This is a genomic window from Chryseobacterium indologenes (assembly GCA_016025055.1).
Lineage (GTDB): Bacteria > Bacteroidota > Bacteroidia > Flavobacteriales > Weeksellaceae > Chryseobacterium > Chryseobacterium indologenes.
In genome coordinates, this window is record CP065590.1 from 1229281 (window position 1) to 1251583 (window position 22303).

Genomic DNA, 22303 nt, shown 5'->3' on the forward strand with positions numbered 1-22303 from the left:
ATATGAAGAATAGTCTCAAAATCCACAATCCCTGCCCTGAAAACTGGGACGATATGCAGGATCTTCCATCAGGAAAATTTTGTGAAAAATGTTCTAGATGCGTCATAGATTTTACCCATAAAACGGATGAAGAAATCCGGGATATTTTTAATACAGCTGATGGAGAAAAAATTTGTGGCAGAATTACAACAAGATCAGCAGCTTTAGCAGCAGCGGGAATTATTTTAATTACAAATCTCAGCTTTGTTCAGGCTCAAACTAAAGATAGTTTCAGAATGGCTACCGAACAAAAGGCAGCAAACATCACTAAAGTGTCCGGAAGACTGATTTCTAACAGCACAAAAAAGGAAATACCAGGCGCTGAAGTATTCTTTATCTGTAAATCTAAATACATTAAAGCCATTACCCATGAAGATGGAACATTTGCCTTGGAAATACCCAATGAACTTATTGAGAAGAAAAATATTTTATACTTTGACTTTGATAAGATGAATGAAGTTGAAAGAAAGGTAAATAACAAGAAAGATTCAATCACGTCTATGGGGCTTGAAAACGAAACTGTTATTTTTGAAAAAAACGAGAAATTAGAAAATAAGGAATTTCAAATTGAATCTCAATATGCCACTATCGGTGGCGTCGTTATAATGTCCGAAAGACCTCCTGATTATTATTACTTTAACGGAAAAAGCATTAGTGAAAGAAAGTTTGAGAAATTACAAAAAGAAAACCCGAAGTATCAATTCTTTTTTTCAAGGGCAAAGAAGCAGAGGTCATTTCCCGGAAAACCTATCTCAATTCTTTAAGGCTCTTATATTCGGACTAAAAAATAAAAACCTCAGAATCATCTGAGGTTTATTTATGTTCTAATAGTTATCAAACACATGCTTCAAAATAGCTTTATCTTCTTCCGTTAAAGCCACTTTTCTTCTTGCCATTGCTCTTTCTGCCACTTCATAGACCTTATCCAACCTGAACCTTTCATCATCTTTCAATCCACCCCATGAAAAGTTTTCCACAAGATTGGGTGGAAAGCCTGGTTTGAAAATATTGGAAGCCACCCCGACCACAGTCCCTGTATTTAACTGCGTATTGATTGCCGTTTTAGAATGGTCTCCCATAATCAGCCCTGCAAATTGTAATCCGGTATCTTCAAAAGCTTTGGTTCTGTAATTCCAGAATTTTACATGGCCGTAGTTATTTTTCATATTGGAAGAGTTGCTGTCTGCTCCGAAGTTACACCACTCTCCGATCACTGAATTTCCTACAAAACCTTCATGCCCTTTACTTGAATAGCCAAAAATAATTATATTATTGACTTCTCCTCCTACTTTACAGTGAGGTCCCACGGTAGTTGCTCCGTAGATCTTAGCACCTAAATTAAATTTAGATTCATCACACAATGCGATAGGCCCCCGAAGATGACAGCCTTCCATAATTTCTGTATTTTTACCGATATAAATTTTACCGGTTTTTGTATTGATCGTTGAAAACTCTACGGAAGCCCCTTCTTCGATGAAAAGATCTTTTTTATCTCCCAGGAAACCATTTGTTGAAGATAATTCCTGTGATGTTCTTCCCATGGTCAACAGATCAAAATCAAAACTGATCGCATGATGATTATATGTAAAAAGATCTGCCGGTTTTTTAAAGAAAACAAGTTCTTCTTTAATATCAGTCATTTTTTCAATCTGATGTAAAGAAAAATCTTTCATATTAATTCTTGCTGCTACCAATTCATCTTCGTACACCAGTGCCTCTCCCTGTTTCAGGTCTTTGATCTGCTGAATAACCGTTTCAGAAGGCAGGAAATTCGGAACAAGAAAAAGACTTTCTTTTTCTTCAGGAGCATTAAATTTATCCTGAAGATACATTTCCGTAAAATAAGAAGCTTCGGTGTTTCCGAGAATTTTTTGCCATCTTTCAGAAAAAGTCAGGATTCCGCATCGCATGGCTGCAACAGGTCGGGTAAAGGTAAGCGGAAGAAAATCTTCCCAATATTGTGCGTCTGAAAAAACTAATTGCATTTTTTGAAAGTTAGGGTTAAAAGGTAAAAAACAGAGACAAAAAGCTAAAGCTGTTGTTTCTAATTCTATCTAAAACAAAAATACAAAAAGATGGGAGAAATTGTGATAGAAGACAAGAGATAATAGACGGATGGATGACAGATCAGGAAAGTTTGGAGCGAGGAGTATACGTGGATAGCGGGATAAAGTTCCTAAAAATCAGATTTCATACAACAAAAAAAGCCTTCCAAAAGATTGAAAGGCTTTATTATTTTGAGTAGACAAAAAATTACTTAGCGAATTTTTTGTATTTGTTCATGAACTTATCAACTCTACCTGCAGTGTCAACTAATTTCACTTTACCAGTGTAGAAAGGGTGAGAAGTTGAAGAGATCTCCATTTTGATTAGAGGATACTCTTGTCCTTCGAACTCGATAGTGTCTTTTGTTTCTGCAGTAGACTTGCAAAGAAACACCTCGTCGTTACTCATATCTTTGAAAACAACAAGTCTATAATTTTCTGGGTGGATTCCGTTTTTCATAATACTATTTTTAAAAAATTAAAGTTTGCTTTCGAAATAGTAATGGATATTTCTCTGCTAATTTTAGGTTGCAAAAGTACAACTTTTTTTCTAAATTCCAAATACAGAATCCAATATTTTTTTAATGATAAGAAATTCAAAGTATTTTCGTTAAATTTGGAACTTACTTAAACTTTAATTTCAATGAAATTCAAATTATTACTGGCTTTTTGTTTCTGGATACTTCTTGTAACGGTATCATGCAATAAGGATGATATTACGTTTGATGCTCCTTCACAGCAATTAAGATTTTCAAGAGATACGGTATTTTGTGATACAGTCTATCATCAGGTACGTTCAGAAACCTATGTGGTAAAAGTTTATAATAATGAAGACAAAGATATTCTGATCCCAAGAGTAAACCTTGAGCAGGGAGCAGCCTCATTATATAGAATCAATGTAGACGGAAAGCCTGGATATGATTTTAAAGATGTTCCTTTAAGAAAAAAGGACAGCCTTTATATTTTTGTTGAAATTTCTCCACAGGCTACGGGGCCTGAAGCTATTGCTGAAGACAAAGTAATTTTTTCCGGTCCTGCCGGACAGCAGCACGTGACTTTATTTTCGGTAGTTCAGGATGCAGAATTTTATATTCAGACGCCTACCAATCCTAATGTCATTACCAGCTCTACAACCTGGAGTAATAATAAAGCTAAAATCATCTACGGAAATCTTACCGTCAATCCTAATGTTACATTGGATGTAGATCCCGGAACAAAAATATATTTCCACAAAAACAGTGGGATGAAGGTCGCTTCAGGAGGTGTTTTAAATATCAACGGAACCATGGATCAACAGGTTATCATTCGTGGAGACCGGAATGACACTAAATATGATACGGTTCCCAAAAACTGGAATTCTATTAAAATGGAGCCCAACTCTATCCTTAATATGAACCATGCAAGGCTTTTCGGAGGTATAAAAGGGCTGGAAATGAAGCAGACAACGGCTACCATTACCAATTCGTTCATCCACACCTTCCTGGATTACGGAATCTATGCGGTGGGATCTACAGTGAGAGCTAATAATTTGGTGATGAATAACTGTGGGCTTTCATGTATCGGGATATTCAGAGGAGGAAATCACAGCTACACTCATGCAACGATTGCTAATTATTCCAAATCGATGAGCCAGTTTGACAGAAATGGAATTTTTGCCACCAATGAATGGAAAAATGACGCTGGCCAGATAGAACAGGGAGCTTTACAGCAATTGAGTATCAAAAATAGTATTGTGTATTCTGATCGGGATAACTCAGTGCAGGTTGAGCCTACTTCCGGACAGCAATTCGAATTTTTAATCCAGAACTGCCTGATTAAATACTCCGGAAAATCTGAATCCGGATATACTTTTGACAACAGTCAGAATGTAGTGCAGAGTATTAAAAATGAAGATCCTCAGTTTGTCAATTATTTCATGGCTAAAATGAATCTAAGACTAAAATCAACTTCTCCGGCCAAAGGAAAAGGAAATGTAGCGGTAGCAGGAACAGTGCCTGTTGATATCGTAAATGTATCCAGAACAACCAATCCTACGCTGGGAGCTTATCAATAATGGAAATTACACAATTACAGCAACAGGTCGATGAGTGGATCAAAACCATCGGCGTAAGATATTTTAATGAACTCACCAATATGGCCATGCTGACTGAAGAAGTAGGTGAAGTCGCAAGAATCATTGCCAGAAGATATGGTGAGCAAAGTGAGAAAGAAAGTGACAAAAACAAGGATCTGGGAGAAGAACTGGCAGATGTGCTTTTTGTAACATTATGCCTAGCCAATCAAACGGGAGTCAATCTCCAGGAAGCTTTTGACAGGAAAATGAAAATAAAAACTGATCGCGATAAAGATCGTCATCAGAATAATGAAAAATTGAAGTAGAGACTTCAGATGTTAGAGATCAGACCTCAGGCTGTGACAGTTTGTAATCTGATATTTAAAAACACTGGATCTTAAGAGAGTAATAAAATTGAAGGAGAGATTACATTGCTGATTATAGACCATGCCCGTCTGGAATCCGATGTCTGAAATCTGAAATCTAAAGAAATAATGAAGCTAGAAAAATCAACACTACTAGGAAATAAAACAGTACAGATCAGCGGTTCGAAGAGTATTTCGAATCGTTTATTGATTCTGGAAAGCCTGTTTAGCAATATAAAAATCGGGAATTTGTCTAATTCTCAGGATACACAGTTACTGAAAAAAGCATTGTCTGAAAATACAGAAACTGTAGACATCCATCACGCGGGAACTGCTATGCGTTTTCTGACTTCCTATTATTCTATTCAGGAAGGAAAAACAACGATTCTTACCGGTTCCAAGAGAATGAAGGAAAGACCGATTAAAAATCTGGTGAATGCCCTGAGAGATCTTGGAGTTGACATCGAGTACCTTGAAAATGATGGATTTCCCCCTTTAAAAATCACCGGAAAAAAGATCAGTCAGACTTCAGTGAATGTTCCTGCTAATATATCAAGCCAGTTTATCACATCTCTCCTGCTTATTGCCGGAAAGCTTGAAAACGGACTGGAAATCAATCTTGTGGGTGACGTAACTTCAAGGTCTTATATTGAAATGACACTTGATATTTTGACTAAATTCGGAATCAGAAACAGTTTTACAGGCAATACTATCAGAGTGGAACCTTTCAATCCCGACGATCAGCCTTCAACAGATTCTTACGAAGTGGAAAGTGACTGGAGCTCTGCTTCTTACTTCTACTCGATCTGTGCTCTTGGAAGGGAAACCCTTCACCTGAAAAGTTTTTATAAAGAATCTACGCAGGGAGATTCTGCGATTGCAAAAATATATGAGGATTTCTTTGGAATTAAGACTATTTTCTCAGAGGATGAACATAAAATTACATTAGAACCTCAACAGAATTTTTCTTTCCCTGAAAAAATCATCCTGGATATGAACAACTGTCCGGATATTGCCCAAACGCTATGTGTGACGGCCTCCGCTTTACAAATTCCTTTTGAGATCTCAGGATTGGGAACCTTAAGAGTAAAAGAAACGGACAGGCTTCTTGCTCTATACCATGAATTACAAAAACTGGGTACTGAAACAGAAATCACAGACCTTACAATCAAGTCGATCAGTTTCGGGGAACCGCAGGATAATATTTCCATCAGGACCTATCAGGATCACAGAATGGCTATGAGTTTTGCGCCTTTCTGCCTGATCAAAGAACTGAATATCGAAGAGGAAGATGTTGTGGAAAAATCTTATCCGATGTTCTGGAGAGATCTTGCCGGCATCTTGACGAATTAATATTACAACGTAAAAACGGGATAATTTGAAATGAACTTATACATCTGATGTAAATTATCCCGTTTACTACATACTGTTTCATGAAGTCTCTTTTTTCTTTTCTCTGTTTCTTGTCACTGACAGGTTTTTATGCCCAAAGTATCCCAGATTTTTCGGTACCGACAGGATATATAAAAGTGGCAGAAGCAAAGGGAGATCTCGATAAAGATGGCAGAGACGAAATAATTCTCGCATTTGATACGAATATAAAAGCATCAGAACAGGAAGGCTCTTCAAACCGGATAGATAAGCTGCGGATGTTTTATATTTTGAAAAATGAAAACAATCATCTTAAGGTCTGGAAAGAAAATTCTACTTTCCTTTTATCCGGCGGTACAGGCTTTTCTCCTGAATATAACAGGCTTGAACTTTCCGTAAAAAACAATTGTCTTATTATTGAACAGGAGTATTCCACCAATTCCCGGCATACTCAAAGCTATAAGCATACTTTCAGATTCCAGGAGGGCGATTTTTACCTGATTGGTTCTGAGGATACGTTTGAAGATACTTGTGATTTTAAATTTATAAATGTCATCAACTTTTCAACCGGAAAAGTAGTGATTGACAAAAAATATTCTTCCTGTGATGAACAAACAAAAGTATTACCCGACGGGTATAAAGAGTTTAACCACAAGTTTCAGGCACTTATCAAAATGAATGATTTCAAAATCGGTGAACATACATTCAGAATTCCCGGTTCAAAGGAGGATTTTGTTTTTTAAGAAGAAAAGCCGGAAGATTGGGGCTGAAAGTGCTTTGCATCCTTATTTTAAATTTTCATTTTTTTTAAGAATACTTCTTAAGAGAGTAAAAGTAATTTTTTTTGCTGCCGGCTCCCAATCCGTTATTTTCAACAACTTAATTATCTTTTAAAATTAAATTAACTCCTCGTAATTTGATATATTCTTATTTTTAGGTTACAATAAAAATATGAAAAAACTATGTTCAAATTAAACATGAGACGTTTTACGTCCATTACATTGGGTATTGCTACCGCTACCGTATTCTTTTCCTGTTCAAATGACAGTATCACTGAAAGAGACTCTCATGAAACTGTTCTGGCATCTTCCGCAAAACTTATAGGCAAAGCGTCTTTACTTCCTCTTGAGATGAACAGCTGGATGGCCGGTCTCCAGGATAATATTTCTATTTCAAAAATTTCAATTCCCGGAACACATGATTCAGGAGCACGTATTGACGCCCCGGTTGTATCAGGTACAGCGAAAACACAAGACCTCAGCATTGCAGAACAGCTGAATGCGGGAGTACGTTTTCTCGATATCCGTTGCAGACATATTGACAATTCTTTTACCATTCATCACGGAGCTATTTATCAGAAGTTAAATTTTGATGATGTACTTAATGCCTGCTATGCTTTTTTAAACAGCCATCCGTCGGAAACCATCATCATGTCTGTAAAAGAAGAACATGAGCCGTCTAATAACACCAGAACTTTTGAAAAGACCTTTGATTCTTATGTTCAGAAAAATGAATCAAAATGGAACCTTGGAACGAATATTCCAACGCTTGGAGAGGTAAGGGGAAAAATAAGATTGCTAAGAAGGTTCTCTGCTGAAACAGCCAAAGGAATCAGTGCTACGTCGTGGGCAGATAACACAACATTTGACATCAACAATCCGGGAGCTGCATTAAGGGTTCAGGATTATTATAAAGTAACAAACAATGACGATAAGTGGAACGGAATCTCCGGATTACTGAATGAGGCTAAAAACGACAGCAGCAACAAACTTTATATCAATTTCACGAGCGGGTATAAACCGGGGATCTTTGGTATTCCTAGTATTCCTACGGTTTCGAATAATATTAATCCAAGGCTTAAAACATTCTTTCAGAATAATACAAAAGGATCTTTTGGAGTAATGCCTATTGATTTTGTGAATGCAGAATTATCCGAACTGATTGTAAAAACCAATTTCTGAGTTATTTAATCGCCAGATATTTTCAAAAACAGGCTGCCTCATTGCTGAGGCAGCCTGTGTTATCAGTGGTTTACAAAACCATTGAATGCAAATTTAAAAACGTAATTGATTAAAGTAGAATATAACTCTTAGTAAAGAGCTACCTATTTTTTATCCACTTTAAATTACTTGATAAATTATTTCTCAATCCCGTAAGCGGCAAGAATTTTATTAAAGACTTCTGTATTCTCAAATAATCCTGTAAATTCTTTAGAATTTGGCCCATACGCAAAAACACTCGAAGGAATTGAAGTATGGTCATTGGTACTGAAATTTCCGAATACCCAACCTTCCTCCAGACTTCCGTCAAGGAGCGTTAGTCCACCTGTTTCATGATCTCCGACAACAATGACCAGTGTTTCCTTATTTTCATCGGCAAATTTCATGGCTTTTCCTACGACATGATCGAAGTCTAATAATTCGGTAACCAGTTGCTCTATATTATTGCTGTGTCCGCCTCCATCAGTTTGGGAAGCTTCAATCATCATAAAAAAACCTTTTTTATTTGATTTAAGATCATTAAGCGTAAGATCAAAAGCGTCGGACAGCCAGTTCCCTCTCCCATTGCTGATTCTTTGTGATGCTAAAGGATCAATGATCAGGGTACGGTTATTTATTTTTTCCACTGATTTCAGATCACGGTAGAGATCTACTTTGGCTTCCTTCAATTTCTGTTCTGCTTCCGGGGTTAATCCGCTGGTAGGTCCTCCGATCAGGATTTTTGTTTTGGAAGTGGCAAAATCTTTCAGGATAGGTTCTGAACTGTTTCTGTTGTCCGAATGCGCATAAAAATCTGCAGGCGTGGCATCTGTCACATCCCCAGTTGAGATCAGCCCTGAAACCATTCCTTTAGCCGCAATAATATCGGGGATTTGTGCTAAAGCTTTCCCGGCGTTATCAACTCCTACAAATGTATTTTTGGTTTTCACTCCGGTTGCAAATGCGGTGGAACCCGGTGCGGAATCTGTAATGTATGCATTCGACGAATTGGTTTTAGACCAACCTGTTGATTTCATATTAAATACATTCAGTTTTCCTTTATTTGCCGTGAAGGCTGCATAATATTGCGGCAAAGAGGTACCGTCCGGAATCAGCAGAATTACATTCTTCACTTTTTTGCTTACTCCATCGGTCTTATAAGTGGGAGTATAGGTCGTATATTCCTTCGTATTCTTGTAGAAATTCTTCGGAATTGTATTCATGAATTTTTTGAGATCCGGAATATGGTCTGTATTGATGTAGTCTGCTCCCATATCCATTAGGTTTACCCACGCATTGGGAAAATCCGGAGCTCCGTAAAACCGCATCGGTTTCTGCTGTGTATGCGCCCGCTCAACAGCTGCTTTTATTTTTGCTGTTTCTTCATCTCTCGGAATCCCTTTTCCGTTCCATTTCACTAGTCCGGGTAAATCGGCACTGAACATTCCGATTCTTTTCAACTCGTCAGTGGTATAGTTTTTATCAAGATCGCCATCAAAATACAGATAGCTGGGATAATTTCTAAAATCACCGGGTTGCGGCCTTCCTCCTGTAATCACCATTTTAACTCCTGAATTTCCTGTAATTTCAGGATACTTCTTTAAAGTTGCGACCAAAGCTGTCAACGATGATTTATAATCCTGTTTGATATCAATCAGTAATTGCAGTTTTTTAGTCTTATCAGCATATATACTTCCTTTGTTCAGTTTAATCTGTTTTGAAATATTGTCAAGATAAAGACTTTCCAGGGTTCTATCTGGTGAAAGTTCCTTTTCGGTATGGGCTACCCAAAGCTTTCCTTTTACCAGGAAAACATCTGCTTCAACAGATCCAAAATTAGCATAATATGCCTGCCAGAAAGGAATTTCCTGCATATAGTCGTTGTGGGAGTGAGCATTTCCTACATTGTAATTCAAATAATTCTGAGCCTGACTTTCAGTAAAAACGGCTAAGGCCATTACCACTAGTATTTTTGATAATTTCATTCGTTTATTTTTATGGTCTTGGTCGCGCTGATAAAATGTTTGGCGCAAATGCTTTATCATACGTGTAAAAAACTATATCATTGCAGAGATTCTGCAATGATATAGAGGGTAATATATTGGGCTGATTTTTTACCAACCTTCGTTTTGTTTAATGATTCCGTAGCTGTTTACAATCTCTGCTTGCGGCACCGCCCAAACATTATGTACGGAAGGATTAAAATTTCTGGCAGCCCATACCACCTGTCCGTTGATCCCATGTAAAGGTTTTGCATAGGTAGCCTGAGCATCCCCCCAACGTACAAGGTCTCTGTGACGGTCTGCCCACTCTCCTGCCAGTTCACAACGTCTTTCGTGTTTCAGATCTGCCATTGTACAGCCGGTCTTTGGAGCCAGGCCTGCGCGGGTTCTGATCATATTGATCTCCTGATCCGCATTTCCTCCGGACATCAGCAAGGCTTCAGCTTTGATAAGAATCACCTCTGCATAACGCATAATCGGAACAGCAAGATCTGTACAAGGATAATCTCCGTTGGCACTCACGTGGCCGCTGCTCAATGGATATTTGAAGGCATCCATATATTTATTGAACTGATATCCTGTGAGCGAGTTGGAAGAAGCATATGTTCTTTCTGTTCCGTTAAATGTAAACTTATCTCCAAGTTTCAGAACGGTTGTATTTCTTCTGAGGTCTCCGGCTTCATACTCATCATATAGTTCTTTCGTGGGCTGGAAATACCCCCATCCGTTATATTCTCCCCAACCTTTGTTCTCAAGCATAACTCCAGGAAGGATACTTCCCACAGAGTTAAATTTAGGAGTACTTGGAACTGACCAGATATATTCTGAACTGTAATTATTTTCGGCTTTGAAAACATCTGCATAATTGTTCAGCAGATTTCTATTGCCTTTAGTCATGACCTCATTCGCCCAAAAGGCTGCATTCTGCCAGTCTTTCATGAATAAATATACTTTTGCCAAAAGTGCCCATGCTGCGGCCTTATGAGGTCTCCCGTAATCTTTGGCCGGAAGCTCTGCCTGGCTTGGCAGTAATACTGCTGCTTTTTTAAGGTCTTCAACAATGAATTTGTAGTTTTCCATCACATTGGCTGCTCTTGGAGTCGGACCGTCCGGCTCTTTGGTACGGTCTACAATGGGAATACCTGCTTTTTCATTTCCGTAGCTGTATGCTAATTCAAAGTACATTCTGCTGCTCATAAACAGCGCTTCTCCCAAGTATTTATTTTTAACCGCCTGTGATGCCTGGATATTATTAACATTACGGATAACGCGGTTCGCCACCCCAATTACTGTATATCTCTTGTTCCACTGGGTTTCCAGATCTCCGGCAGCGATATAATTGCTGCTGAAATTCTTCACATTATCCGCTTCACTTTTTGATCTACCCGTTACCATATCATCGCTGGCATTGATGAACCAGAAAAACCCTCTTCCGTAAAACTCACTGTCTGAAAGTGGCTTGTACATTGCATTGGCTCCGGTAATCAGGTCATTTTCAGTTTTCCAGAAACTGGCTTCTGTTGGAGTTCCTTCCGGCTGTATATCCAATTCGTTGGTACAAGATAACAATGATGCAGATAGCCCTGTTATTATTAATATTCTATTGAAAATTTTCATCTTTTTACTTTTTAAATTGTTTTAGATTAAAACCCGACTTCAAGTCCGAAAATAAATGAACGGGCCTGCGGATATCTTCCGGTGTCAACGCCATAGGTTTCCATTCCCACCTCAGGATCGAAGCCTGTATATTTGGTAATGGTAAACAGGTTATTGCTGGTAACGTACACTCTGATTTTATTCACATCCAGTTTTTTGTAAAGTTCTCCCGGGAGCGAGTATCCTACTGTAAGGTTTTTTAATCTTAAATAAGAACCGTCTTCCACATAAAAATCCGATACTTTAGAGTAGTTACCACCCGGATCCCCCTGCATTAGTCTTGGAATATTGGTGTTGGTATTCTGAGGCGTCCATGCGTTCAGGATATCTCTGTCCATATTATAATTCTGCCCTGTTCCACCCGGGTTTAGTGAAATAAATTTCAATCCGTTGAATATTTTATTTCCATAGACTCCCTGGAAGAATAGGTTGAGGTCAAAATTCTTCCATGTCATATTGTAGGACAATCCGTAAGAAAATTTAGGATAAGGGTTCCCCAGGTTTACGAAATCATTATTATTTAATGTTCCGGTATTTCCGTCTTTTTTCAGGAATTTAATATCTCCCGGCTTCGCATTGGGCTGAATAAGGTTACCATTGGCATCCTTATAATTGTCTATTTCTGCCTGGGTCTGGAAAATTCCGCCGGTTCTGTAGCCATAGTATGAGTAAAGAGATTCGCCCACTTTTATACGGGTCGGTTTCAAGACTCCTCTCACATTATTACTGCTCACAAAGATCTCGTCTACACCAGCCAATTGTTTCACCGTATTTTTTAGTTGACTAATAGTTGCCCCGATTGAGTAAGTAAAATCTCCTTTGCTTTTGCCGTTATAATTGATTCCCAATTCATATCCCTTATCCTGAAACAATCCGGCATTGAGATATCGGTCAATATACAGTTCCGTACTTGAAAGGTTAACATTGAAGATCTGATGTGTGGATTTTTTAACAAAATAATCGAATTGAAGGGAAAGACTGTTATGGAAGAAAGAAGCATCCACTCCGAAGTTCGTCTGCTCGGATTTACCCCATTTCAAATCCCGATTAGGTTTTGTGGTCGCATAGTAAGCAATATTCTGCGTCGGATCCTGCCCGAAAATAATATTGTTATCTCTTATCATCAGTGGATTTACTGCCTGGAAAGAAACACCACCAAGGTTTCCCAAGATCCCATAGCTTCCTCTTAGCTTAAGATTGGAAAGCCAGGAAATTTCGTTCATAAAATTCTCTTTGGAGGCCACCCATCCTCCAGAAACGGAATAGTAATTGGCAAAGTGGTTTTGTTTTGCTACCAAGGAGGTACCGTCTCTTCTTCCCAGCAAACTGATGATATATTTTCCTGCATAGTCATAATTAACTCTTGCCAGGTAAGACGTCAGTGCCTGTCTGTATTTATAACTATATACTTCCTTGTTGGTATCTGCCGAATTTTGAAGATATCTGAAAACTTCGGCTTCACTTCTGAAATCAAAGGCTTTTGCCCTGAAGCCATCTTCAGTTGTTTTCTGGAAAGTGAATCCTGCGAGAGCGTCAAAATTATGTTTACCCAGCGAAAATTTATAAGTAAGAAGCTGCTCGGCAAGAGAAGTGGATATATTGTTGGATTGATATTCCAGGCTATTGGTATCAAATATTTTTCCAACCTCCAGCACTCTGGAAGTAAATTCCTTTATATTTCCCAGTTTAAATGTCTGGGAAAAATTGGAACGGAACTTTAAATCTTTTGCTAAGGAAACTTCTATGTAAGGATTGATCAGTATCTCATGGGTAGGATTCTGAATACTGATCCTTTTAAGGTAAGCAACAGGATTGATCATATCTCCGTATCCACCGGCCACATCGATTGGAAGACCGGAAAACGCACCTGTAGGAGTGTATACGGAAACGTTGGGCGGATAATACATGGCAGCAACTAGTGCACCTGTATACCCATTCTTCGTGTTTGCCGTATTGCCGTCAGAGTAACTGTAATACATATTTTCACCGATCGTCAACCAGTCTTTTACTTTATGTTCGGAATTGACTCTGAAGTTATATCGTTTTGCCTGAGTATTTAAAAGGATACCTTCAAGATTCCTGTGGTTCATTCCTACAAAAAATCTGGATTTTTCACTTCCTCCGCTCAGATTGACATTGTATTCCTGGATCGTTCCCGTACGGAAAATCTCATTCATCCAATTGGTTCTGGTGATTCCTCCGTCAGTATACTTATCTGCGTTGAAGGCCATCGGAAGGCTGCTCAGTTTTCCGGCATTTTCATAAGCCTGGCGCATTACATTCTGGAATTCTGCTGCATTCAAAGACTCCTTTAACCTCCAGGCTTGATTAATTCCGTATTTAACATCAAAATCTACCGTTAACGCTCCTTTCTTACCTCTTTTTGTAGTAATAAGGATAACACCACCTGAAGACCTTGCTCCGTAGATCGCTGCTGAGGCATCTTTAAGTATAGAGATATCCTGAATATCATTTGGATTAATATTGGGTGTTCCGTTGAAAACAACACCATCCACTACGTACAACGGAGTTTCTCCATTTACTCCACCGAGACCACGGATATTCACTTTGGGTACCCCGTTAGGATCTCCTCCTTCGTTGACGACCGTTACACCAGGAGCTTTTCCCTGAAGGACTTCTCCTACTCCTGATAAAGATCTTGAACTGAGCTTATCCAGTGAAGCCTCTGCCACAGCACCGGATACCTTACTTTTTTTCTGGGTTCCGTATCCAACAACGACAACCTCATCGATGGATTTTTCTTTAATACTGTCGTTTTTTTGTGAGAGGAACATCGGTGAAGCTGATATTGCACCAATAAGTAATACCCTGCCAGTGAGATAACTTACTGAAACCGGGACTTTAAATACATTCATGACATCCTTTTTAATTAGATGCAAAATTAGAACAGCCTCTCCCCGGACTTCATTAAGATTTTCTTATGTTTTTATTAAGAAATTTTAGCTTTGTTCGAACAAAGCCTCTCAACGCAATAAATTAAAATACTGTTTTCCAGCACAATAAACAGATAAAGTAGTAATTCTGTTTTAATCAGACCTTTTGTTGTATGTTAAGTTTATTTTAAGTTTGAAACAGAAATAGTATAATAAAAAACACGGTCCCGTTCTGCCACATCATCAATACTTCCCTGTTTTTATCAAGCTTTTATCTTTACACTATTTTTGAAACCGGCCATAACAATACCTTCGTAAATAGTGAAACGTATACATATTGGATTGAATCATTTTCAGATATAATAAATAACAGAGTTCATTTTTCTTTTTTTACATTTGCTGAAATTAAAATCATACAGATTAAATGACCATTATCATTACAGGAACCTCATCAGGGATCGGATTTGCACTGGCCGAATATTTTGGTAAAAAAGGACACCAGGTATATGGCTTAAGCAGAAAACATACGGACAGCCAGTATTTCAAATCTATCCCGACAGATGTTACCGACAATACTGCTGTACAAAATGCGATCGCAGAAGTTCTGCAAACAGAGAGCAGAATTGACGTTCTGATCAACAATGCCGGAATGGGTATGGTGGGTGCAGTGGAAGATTCTACCAAAGAAGATATTTTAAAGCTATTCAGCCTGAATCTGGCAGGTTCCGTTCAGATGATGAGCGCGGTCATGCCAACCATGCGTGAACATAAATTCGGTAAGATCATTAATATTTCCAGTATCGGAAGTGAAATGGGATTGCCTTTCCGGGGATTTTATTCGGCTTCAAAATCAGCGCTGGATAAAGTCACTGAAGCGATGAGGTATGAAGTATACCCATGGAATATTGAGGTTTGCTCACTTCATTTAGGAGATATTAAAACCAACATCGCAGAAAACAGAGTAATCGCTCAGGTTTCTGAACCTTATAAAAGTGTTTTCAACAAAGTATATTCCCTTATGAACTCACATGTAGATGATGGAACTGATCCTGGAGAAGTAGCGGCCTATATTGAAAAGCTTCTGTCAAAAAATACATGGAAAGCTCATTATTATTTTGGTAAATTCGGGCAGAAAATCGGAGTTCCTTTGAAATGGATTCTTCCACAGGGAATGTATGAGAATTTAATGAAGAAATATAATAAACTGGACTAGTTTCAGTTATTTAAAAAAATTATTAACTGTATTTAAACCATTAAGGCAAAAATGGCTTCACCGTTAAGCTGAGAATGATTGATCACGATGCCACTTCATTCTTAATGATTTAAATAAAATTAGCATTGAAATTATTTCTGAAAATATTTTTTGTTGTCTTCTGCGTTTTTGTACAAGCGCAGAAAAAACAGTATTGGCTGATTGACACGGAAACCAAAGTCAGAAAAAAAGTAAAAGACTCGACATCTGCGGTAAAGTTTCTGGACTCTCTGGCTCAGAATAATTATTTCTTTACTCAACTGAAGGACGTAAGAGTAAAAGGTGACAGCACGGAAATATTTTTTGATAAAGGGAAAAATTTTAATCAGACGTATGTGGATCTATCACAGGATATCGTTCAAAAGTTAAAAATTCAGAAAGACTTTTTCACCAAAAATCTGGACTCTACGAAGAAAAGTATCAACAAGTTTTATATTGATGACGGATATTCTTTCAGCAGAATCAAATCCAAATACAAAGGTCAGAAAAATGGTTTCCCTATCGTAGAACTGGACATCAATAAAAATGATAAAAGAACGATCGACGGATTTGTAGTAAAAGGTTACGAAAAAGTTCCCAAAAGATTTATCAAAAATCTGGAAAAGGAGTTTAAAGGGAAAACCTACGATGATAAAAACCTTCTGGCCATCAACAAAAACTTCCAGAGTCACCCGTTCCTGACCCTGGAAAGGCAACCACAAACACTTTTCACCAAAGATTCTACCAATATTTATCTGTTTTTGGAAAAGAAGAAGACCAATACTTTTGACGGGGTAATCGGCTTTGGAAATGATAAAAAGGATAAATTTACCTTAAACGGGACGATGAATGTCAATTTCCGGAATATGTTCAATGGTTTTGAAGCGATCAGCTTATATTGGCAGAGAAACCCCGACAGAGGGCAGACGTTCGACCTTCAGGTGGACATTCCCTATCTTTTCAAATCGAATGTCGGGATGAATGCCAAAGTGAATATTTACAGGCAGGATTCAACATTCGCCAATGTAAAATTCCTTCCTGCGTTTTACTATCATATCAACAACAGAAACAAAATAGGTTTCAGAGCTACGTTGGAAACTTCTACGATTATGGATTCTCTGTATGCAGCGGGAAAAGATTACAACAAAAGAGGGATCGGAATCTGGTATCAGATGACGGAACCTACGGATATTGATTTGTTTATGTATAAAACAAAGATCAATGTCGGCTACGATTTTTTAACAACAACCTATACAAAAGGCAATATCAAATCAAGACAAAACCAGTTCTATTTCTTCGGGGAGCACAACTATCATATTTCAGGTAATCATTTCCTTAACATCAAAGGTGAAGGTGCCCTGATGGATTCTAAAATGGAATTTTCCGCCAACGAATTATACCGTTTCGGAGGCTGGAATTCTATGCGGGGCTTCAATGAAAACTCTCTCGCCGCCGATTTTTATTATTACGGCAGTCTGGAATACCGGTATCTTATCGGCAGCCAGGCCTTTTTTGACCTTTTTGGGCAATATGGGCAACTCAACAATAAATCTCTTAATGTAAAGCCCAAACTTTATAGCGTCGGGCTCGGTTTTAATTTCTTTATCCCTATTGGTCTGATGAGTTTCCAGCTGTCAAACGGTAATGAATTTGGAAATCCTTTCAAGTTCAATGACATCAAAATCCATTGGGGAATTCTGAGCCGTTTCTAATCTTCCAGATAATAAAAGATTCTTTATTTTCGAGCTGGTATAAATATCAGGTAAAAAGGGTATTTGATGTAAACCCAAACCTTAACGTCCCAAAAATCAAAATATTACAAGTATTTACGATAAAAATTATTTACATTTGCCTAAAGACACAATGAAAAAAAGTAAATTAAATGTGTTATGAAAACTAAAATTTCATTGATCATCGGATTGTGTCTAAGCTTTTCAATTGCTACCTCTGCGCAAAGTACCTCCCTGTTCCTTCAAAAAAGTATGAAAGCACTGGGAAATTGGGAAACGATAGATAATTTTGAATATACCACTATAAGAATGAACCTGGATAAATGGCAGGGATATGACTTCAGCAATCCTATGCCTGAAAAAGACTCATTTTTTCTTAGTTTTGACAGGAAAGAAAATCGCTTTCTGCATCATACCCAAAATCATTATCCCGGCGGTTACTTATTTAATACTTACAGACTAGGACGGGATAGCACCTATTATGTGTATGACGGAATTGGAAGCAGAACCGGAAGAGACCTTATCAATCTGGGCTCATCATCTTTTAATAACAGAAAGAATGCTTTATTAAATGCTTTTCCCTATTTCATCCTAAAACAATTACTTTCGGATAGCAAAGATGAGTCTTTACTTGCAGAAGAAAAAGATTTCATTATTTCCAGAAAGACCTCAGCAGGTACAGAAGAGTATCTGTTTGACAAAAATACTTTTCTCCTGAAGAAAATATCCAAAACACAGGGCCAAGATACTCTGATCCAACGCTTTGACGATTATTCATCCACTGACGGATTAATGATAGCCAGGAAAAGCAGTCTGGAGCGCAATGGAACCCTTGTTTACTCCGACTCATTAACCTCGTTCAGATATAATAAAGGAATTGATAAAAAAGTTTTTGATTTTCCGGCGGGGTACAAATCTGTTACCGAACAATCCCCAAAACTTTCAGCAAAAAACCTTGCCAAAGATATTTACCTGATTGAAAATGTAGATGGTGACCGAAATGTACTGTTTGTCAATATGGGAACCTATATAGTTCTTACTGAAGCGCCAGTATCTTCATCAACTGCCCAATCAATCCTTGAAGTCATACATACGACCTTACCGGGTATTCCTGTCAAATATGTTCATCTTTCTCATTTCCATAATGACCATATCGCAGGTATTGCCCAGCTTGTAAGAGAAGGGGCAAGCATTATCTGTACAGAAAGCATGAAACAGCCCGTTACAGATATGCTGTCCAATACCGATAACAGCCTCTATAAAAACGGCAAGGTAGATTTCATGGTTTTTAATGGTAAAAAACGATTACAAAATGGACGGAAGACCCTTGAATTTTTTGAAATTCCCAACAGCCATGCCAAAGGAATGTCATTTTTGTATATTCCTGATGAAAAACTGATCTATCAGGGAGATTTGCTGTCTTTGCCTGCCGATTCGTATCTCACGCCGGCTATAGCGGTTACAAAAGAATTTTCCGCCTTTTTACGTCAGAAAAAGATAATCTTCACGCAGATTATCGGACATCATGGTCTTGCCGTTATATCTGAAAACACTTTTGATAAAGTGATCCATATGAAATAATCAGATTTATAGTAATGCATTCGTGGAGTTATTTAAACATATAATAAAATAAAAACACCTATACCAAAGATATTTTTCACTTTAAAATTGTGTTAATTATGTATGTTAAAAAATATTTAAATCGTATTTTTATTTTAATATCTCCTTAAAATACTGGTAACAATGTCCCGCTAAATTTGCCTTCAAAAAAATGAAGAGAACTTTAGCTACTTTTGCCGTTTTTTTACTTCCTCTCTATTTTACTGCCCAGGAGATCAATATTTCGGGAAATGTAAAATCTGAAAACGGCTCAAGTGTTTCCGGTGTAAACATTACTGATAAAAATACCGGTAAGACAGCGACTACAGATGAGAATGGAAATTTCACTATTTCTGCTCATCCGAATGATATCCTTGAATTCATGTCTCCTGAATTTTCTGTTTACACTGTGGAGGTTTCTTCAAAAAGGCAGTATTCAGTTGTCTTAAAGAAAACGAATGAAAAGCAAATTGAAGGTGTGGTAATTACTGCTTTAGGGATTGCCAAAAAGAAAGAAAAAATCGGATATTCTACACAGGAAGTGGGAACCAAGCAATTTGAAACCATCACCACTCCGAGTATCGGAAACCTTTTCTCGGGACAGGTTGCAGGTCTGAATGTTTCCAATCCGACAGGAATGCAGCAGGCACCGCAGTTTACATTAAGAGGAAACTCAAATCTGGTATTTGTCATAGACGGTGTTATCGTAGAAAAAGAAGTTTTCCAAAACCTGGATCCGAACAATATTGAAAATATCAACGTACTGAAAGGAGCAACAGCCTCCGCATTATATGGCTCAAGAGGCCGATACGGAGCTATCCTGATCACAACTAAAAGTGCTAAAAAGAAAGGATTTTCTATAGAATTTTCTCAAAATACGATGATTACAGGAGGGTTTACCAACCTTCCGAAAACACAGACCGAATACGGAAACGGTTCCCATGGAAAATATGAATTCTGGGACGGAGCAGACGGTGGTGTGAATGACGGAGATATGATCTGGGGACCAAAATTTGTTCCTGGTCTGCAAATTGCCCAATGGAACAGCCCGATACGAGATAAAGTGACAGGGCAGACAATTCCCTGGTATGGTGCTGTCTCCGGAACGCAGTATAACGACAAATCAAGATACGAAAGGGTCCCTATTGACTGGAGATATCATGATAATTTAAAGACATTCATGAAGCCCGCAGTTATTAACAACAATAATTTTGCGGTCAGCTACAGAAATAATAAAGATGTCTACAGGTTATCAGGAAACTTCATGAATTATGATGACAGGGTTCCCAATTCATACTTACAGAAATATGGAGTCAATTTCTCTTCTGAAAACCATTTTGGTGAGAAATTTATATTTGATACCAAATTCAACTTTAATCAGACCTTTACACCAAATATTCCCAACTACGATTACAACCCAAGCGGACACATGTATACGATCCTGATATGGATGGGTGGTGATGTGAACGGAAAGGACCTTAAGAATCACATGTGGGTTCCGGGACAGGAGGGCAGACAACAGGCCAACTGGAACTATGCATGGTACAACAATCCATGGTTCGGCGCTGAATATTACAAAAACCAAAACAGAACCAATATCATCAATGCTCAGACTGGGCTTGAATATAAGGCCACTCAGGATCTTTCTGTAAAAGGGAAAATATCTATTGTGGAAAACCACAGCAAAACGGAAATATTAAGTCCTTATTCCTATTTCAATTACGATGCACCAAGAAGTGGTGGTTATATTCTGAAAGATAATAAAACATGGAATCTAAACTACGATGTTCTGGCTACTTATAAAAAGAAAATATCAGAAAACTTCGACTTTACGATCAATGCCGGTGGTTCTGCTTTCTATTACAAAAACAATAAGAATGAAAGATCTACTGACGGCTTAAAAGTTCCGGAACTCTACTCTTTTGACAATTCTATCGGAGCACTTAAAAATTATACATACCTGAAAGAAAAATTGATCTACAGTGCTTATTCGACAATCGATATTGGCTTGTACAATGCATTTTTCATCAACTTCTCAGGACGTAACGACTGGTCTTCCACACTTCCCAAGGCCAACAGGTCTTACTTCTACCCTTCTGCATCCATCAGTACTGTCATTTCTAATCTGGTAAAAATGCCGGAAGCTGTTAATTTGCTGAAGGTATCCGCGTCATGGGCAAAAGTGGCTTATGACTTCCAGCCATATTCCATCAGAAATTATTATCTGAACAATAAAGGAATTACTTTTAACGGTAATCCCACGTTTTATTATCCAACGATCCTTAATGTAGAAAACTCTTTAAAACCGGAGCAGACAAAATCTTATGAACTGGGGCTGAGTGCAGGTTTCCTGAACAACAGAATTACTCTGGATGCTACGTATTTCAGAACTTTAGATTATAACAACATTCTGCAATTTCCGAGTGCGGAATCATCCGGTTTTATCTCTCAATATGTAAACGGTAACGAGTATACGACAAAAGGATTTGAAATCTCTCTTGGTTTGGTTCCTGTAAAAACAACTGATTTTACGTGGAAAACATTGATCAACTGGAGTACATTTGAGCAAAAGCTGACTTCTATTTATAACAATATGCCGAACTACAACAACATCAAGTTGGGGGAAAGAATGGACAGCTATTATGATTATGAATGGCAAAAATCTCCGGACGGAAAAGTTATCCTGGATGCCAATACAGGAATGCCGACAAGAGCAAATACACAAACGAACTTAGGTCATTTTAATCCTGACTGGACATTTGGAATCAACAACTCATTCAAATACAGAAAATTAACCCTAAATATCGGAATCGACGGAAGTATTGGCGGGATCATGAGATCTCAGGTCGTTGAAAAAATGTGGTGGGGAGGAAAACATCCGAATTCCGTGGCCTACAGAGATCTTGAGTATGCTAATCCTGGAACGTATTATTTCGTGCCGGATGGGGTAAATTATAACGCCGCAACGGGGCAATATACCCAGCATACCAAGGCCATAAGCTTCCAGGACTGGGCACAGAACTATCCGTATCAGGCCAGAGTAACACAAAATGAAAGTGAAGAATTTGCAAATGTATTCGACAGAACTTTCATCAAATTAAGATCGGTAGTACTGGAATATGACTTCTCCTATTTATTGAATCCTAAAGGAATGGTGAAAAGCTTTACAGCCAATATTTCAGCCTACAACCTTGCGATGTGGAAAAAATCGAAAAACCTTTATTCTGACCCGGATTTCCAGATCAGATCAGGAAGAACGGGGGATACGACCAATGATATTCAGGATCCTTCCAGCAGATGGTTCGGAATCGGATTTAATCTTAAGTTTTAATTTAACA

At 38.0% G+C, this 22303-nt stretch carries 15 protein-coding genes; 10 read left to right on the forward strand and 5 right to left on the reverse strand.

The window, feature by feature from the left end; all coding sequences use genetic code 11:
- Positions 1-2 precede the first annotated feature (2 nt).
- Positions 3-803: a hypothetical protein gene (locus H3Z85_05495; GenBank protein QPQ52869.1), complete on the forward strand. Its 801-nt coding sequence runs from the start codon at positions 3-5 to the stop codon at positions 801-803.
- A gap of 60 nt (positions 804-863) precedes the next feature.
- On the opposite strand, the gene H3Z85_05500 is transcribed toward H3Z85_05495, so the two are convergent.
- Entirely contained in the window at positions 864-2024 is a 1161-nt protein-coding gene (locus tag H3Z85_05500; protein ID QPQ52870.1) for a GlmU family protein, read from the reverse strand.
- 268 nt (positions 2025-2292) lie between these two features.
- Complete coding sequence (locus tag H3Z85_05505) at positions 2293-2544, reverse strand: type B 50S ribosomal protein L31 (GenBank protein QPQ52871.1); 252 nt, start codon at positions 2542-2544, stop codon at positions 2293-2295.
- Between the two features lie 183 nt (positions 2545-2727).
- On the opposite strand from H3Z85_05505, the gene H3Z85_05510 reads away from it, so the two are divergent.
- From H3Z85_05510 to H3Z85_05530, 5 genes are all read left to right on the forward strand, one after another.
- Positions 2728-4137 carry a hypothetical protein gene (locus H3Z85_05510; protein QPQ52872.1) on the forward strand — a complete coding sequence of 470 codons (1410 nt, stop codon included), beginning with the start codon at positions 2728-2730 and terminating at the stop codon, positions 4135-4137.
- On the forward strand, positions 4137-4463 hold the full coding sequence (locus H3Z85_05515) for a nucleotide pyrophosphohydrolase (protein QPQ52873.1): 327 nt from the start codon (positions 4137-4139) through the stop codon (positions 4461-4463). Before H3Z85_05510 ends, H3Z85_05515 begins: the two co-directional genes overlap by 1 nt.
- A 168-nt stretch (positions 4464-4631) precedes the next feature.
- A complete protein-coding gene (locus tag H3Z85_05520) occupies positions 4632-5855 on the forward strand; it encodes a 3-phosphoshikimate 1-carboxyvinyltransferase (protein QPQ52874.1) in 1224 nt (407 codons plus the stop codon).
- An 80-nt stretch (positions 5856-5935) separates the two neighbouring features.
- Positions 5936-6616 carry a hypothetical protein gene (locus H3Z85_05525; protein QPQ52875.1) on the forward strand — a complete coding sequence of 227 codons (681 nt, stop codon included), beginning with the start codon at positions 5936-5938 and terminating at the stop codon, positions 6614-6616.
- A gap of 234 nt (positions 6617-6850) precedes the next feature.
- Positions 6851-7834: a phosphatidylinositol-specific phospholipase C gene (locus tag H3Z85_05530; protein ID QPQ53841.1), complete on the forward strand. Its 984-nt coding sequence runs from the start codon at positions 6851-6853 to the stop codon at positions 7832-7834.
- Between the two features lie 176 nt (positions 7835-8010).
- On the opposite strand, the gene H3Z85_05535 is transcribed toward H3Z85_05530, so the two are convergent.
- From H3Z85_05535 to H3Z85_05545, 3 genes are all read right to left on the reverse strand, one after another.
- A complete protein-coding gene (locus tag H3Z85_05535) occupies positions 8011-9837 on the reverse strand; it encodes an alkaline phosphatase (protein QPQ52876.1) in 1827 nt (608 codons plus the stop codon).
- 129 nt (positions 9838-9966) lie between these two features.
- On the reverse strand, positions 9967-11472 hold the full coding sequence (locus tag H3Z85_05540) for a RagB/SusD family nutrient uptake outer membrane protein (protein ID QPQ52877.1): 1506 nt from the start codon (positions 11470-11472) through the stop codon (positions 9967-9969).
- Between the two features lie 26 nt (positions 11473-11498).
- Complete coding sequence (locus tag H3Z85_05545) at positions 11499-14387, reverse strand: SusC/RagA family TonB-linked outer membrane protein (GenBank protein QPQ52878.1); 2889 nt, start codon at positions 14385-14387, stop codon at positions 11499-11501.
- Positions 14388-14829: 442 nt separating this feature from the next.
- Between H3Z85_05545 and H3Z85_05550 the strand changes: the two genes are divergently transcribed.
- The 4 genes from H3Z85_05550 to H3Z85_05565 all read left to right on the forward strand — a co-directional run bounded on the left by H3Z85_05550 (position 14830) and on the right by H3Z85_05565 (position 22296).
- The gene (locus tag H3Z85_05550) at positions 14830-15618 is read left to right on the forward strand and encodes an SDR family oxidoreductase (protein ID QPQ52879.1); all 789 of its coding nucleotides are present in this window, start codon (positions 14830-14832) and stop codon (positions 15616-15618) included.
- Between the two features lie 125 nt (positions 15619-15743).
- On the forward strand, positions 15744-17348 hold the full coding sequence (locus H3Z85_05555) for a hypothetical protein (protein ID QPQ52880.1): 1605 nt from the start codon (positions 15744-15746) through the stop codon (positions 17346-17348).
- Positions 17349-17525: 177 nt separating this feature from the next.
- Positions 17526-18947: an MBL fold metallo-hydrolase gene (locus H3Z85_05560; protein ID QPQ52881.1), complete on the forward strand. Its 1422-nt coding sequence runs from the start codon at positions 17526-17528 to the stop codon at positions 18945-18947.
- Between the two features lie 190 nt (positions 18948-19137).
- Positions 19138-22296, forward strand: a complete 3159-nt coding sequence (locus tag H3Z85_05565; GenBank protein ID QPQ52882.1) for a SusC/RagA family TonB-linked outer membrane protein — start codon at positions 19138-19140, stop codon at positions 22294-22296.
- Positions 22297-22303: the final 7 nt, after the last annotated feature.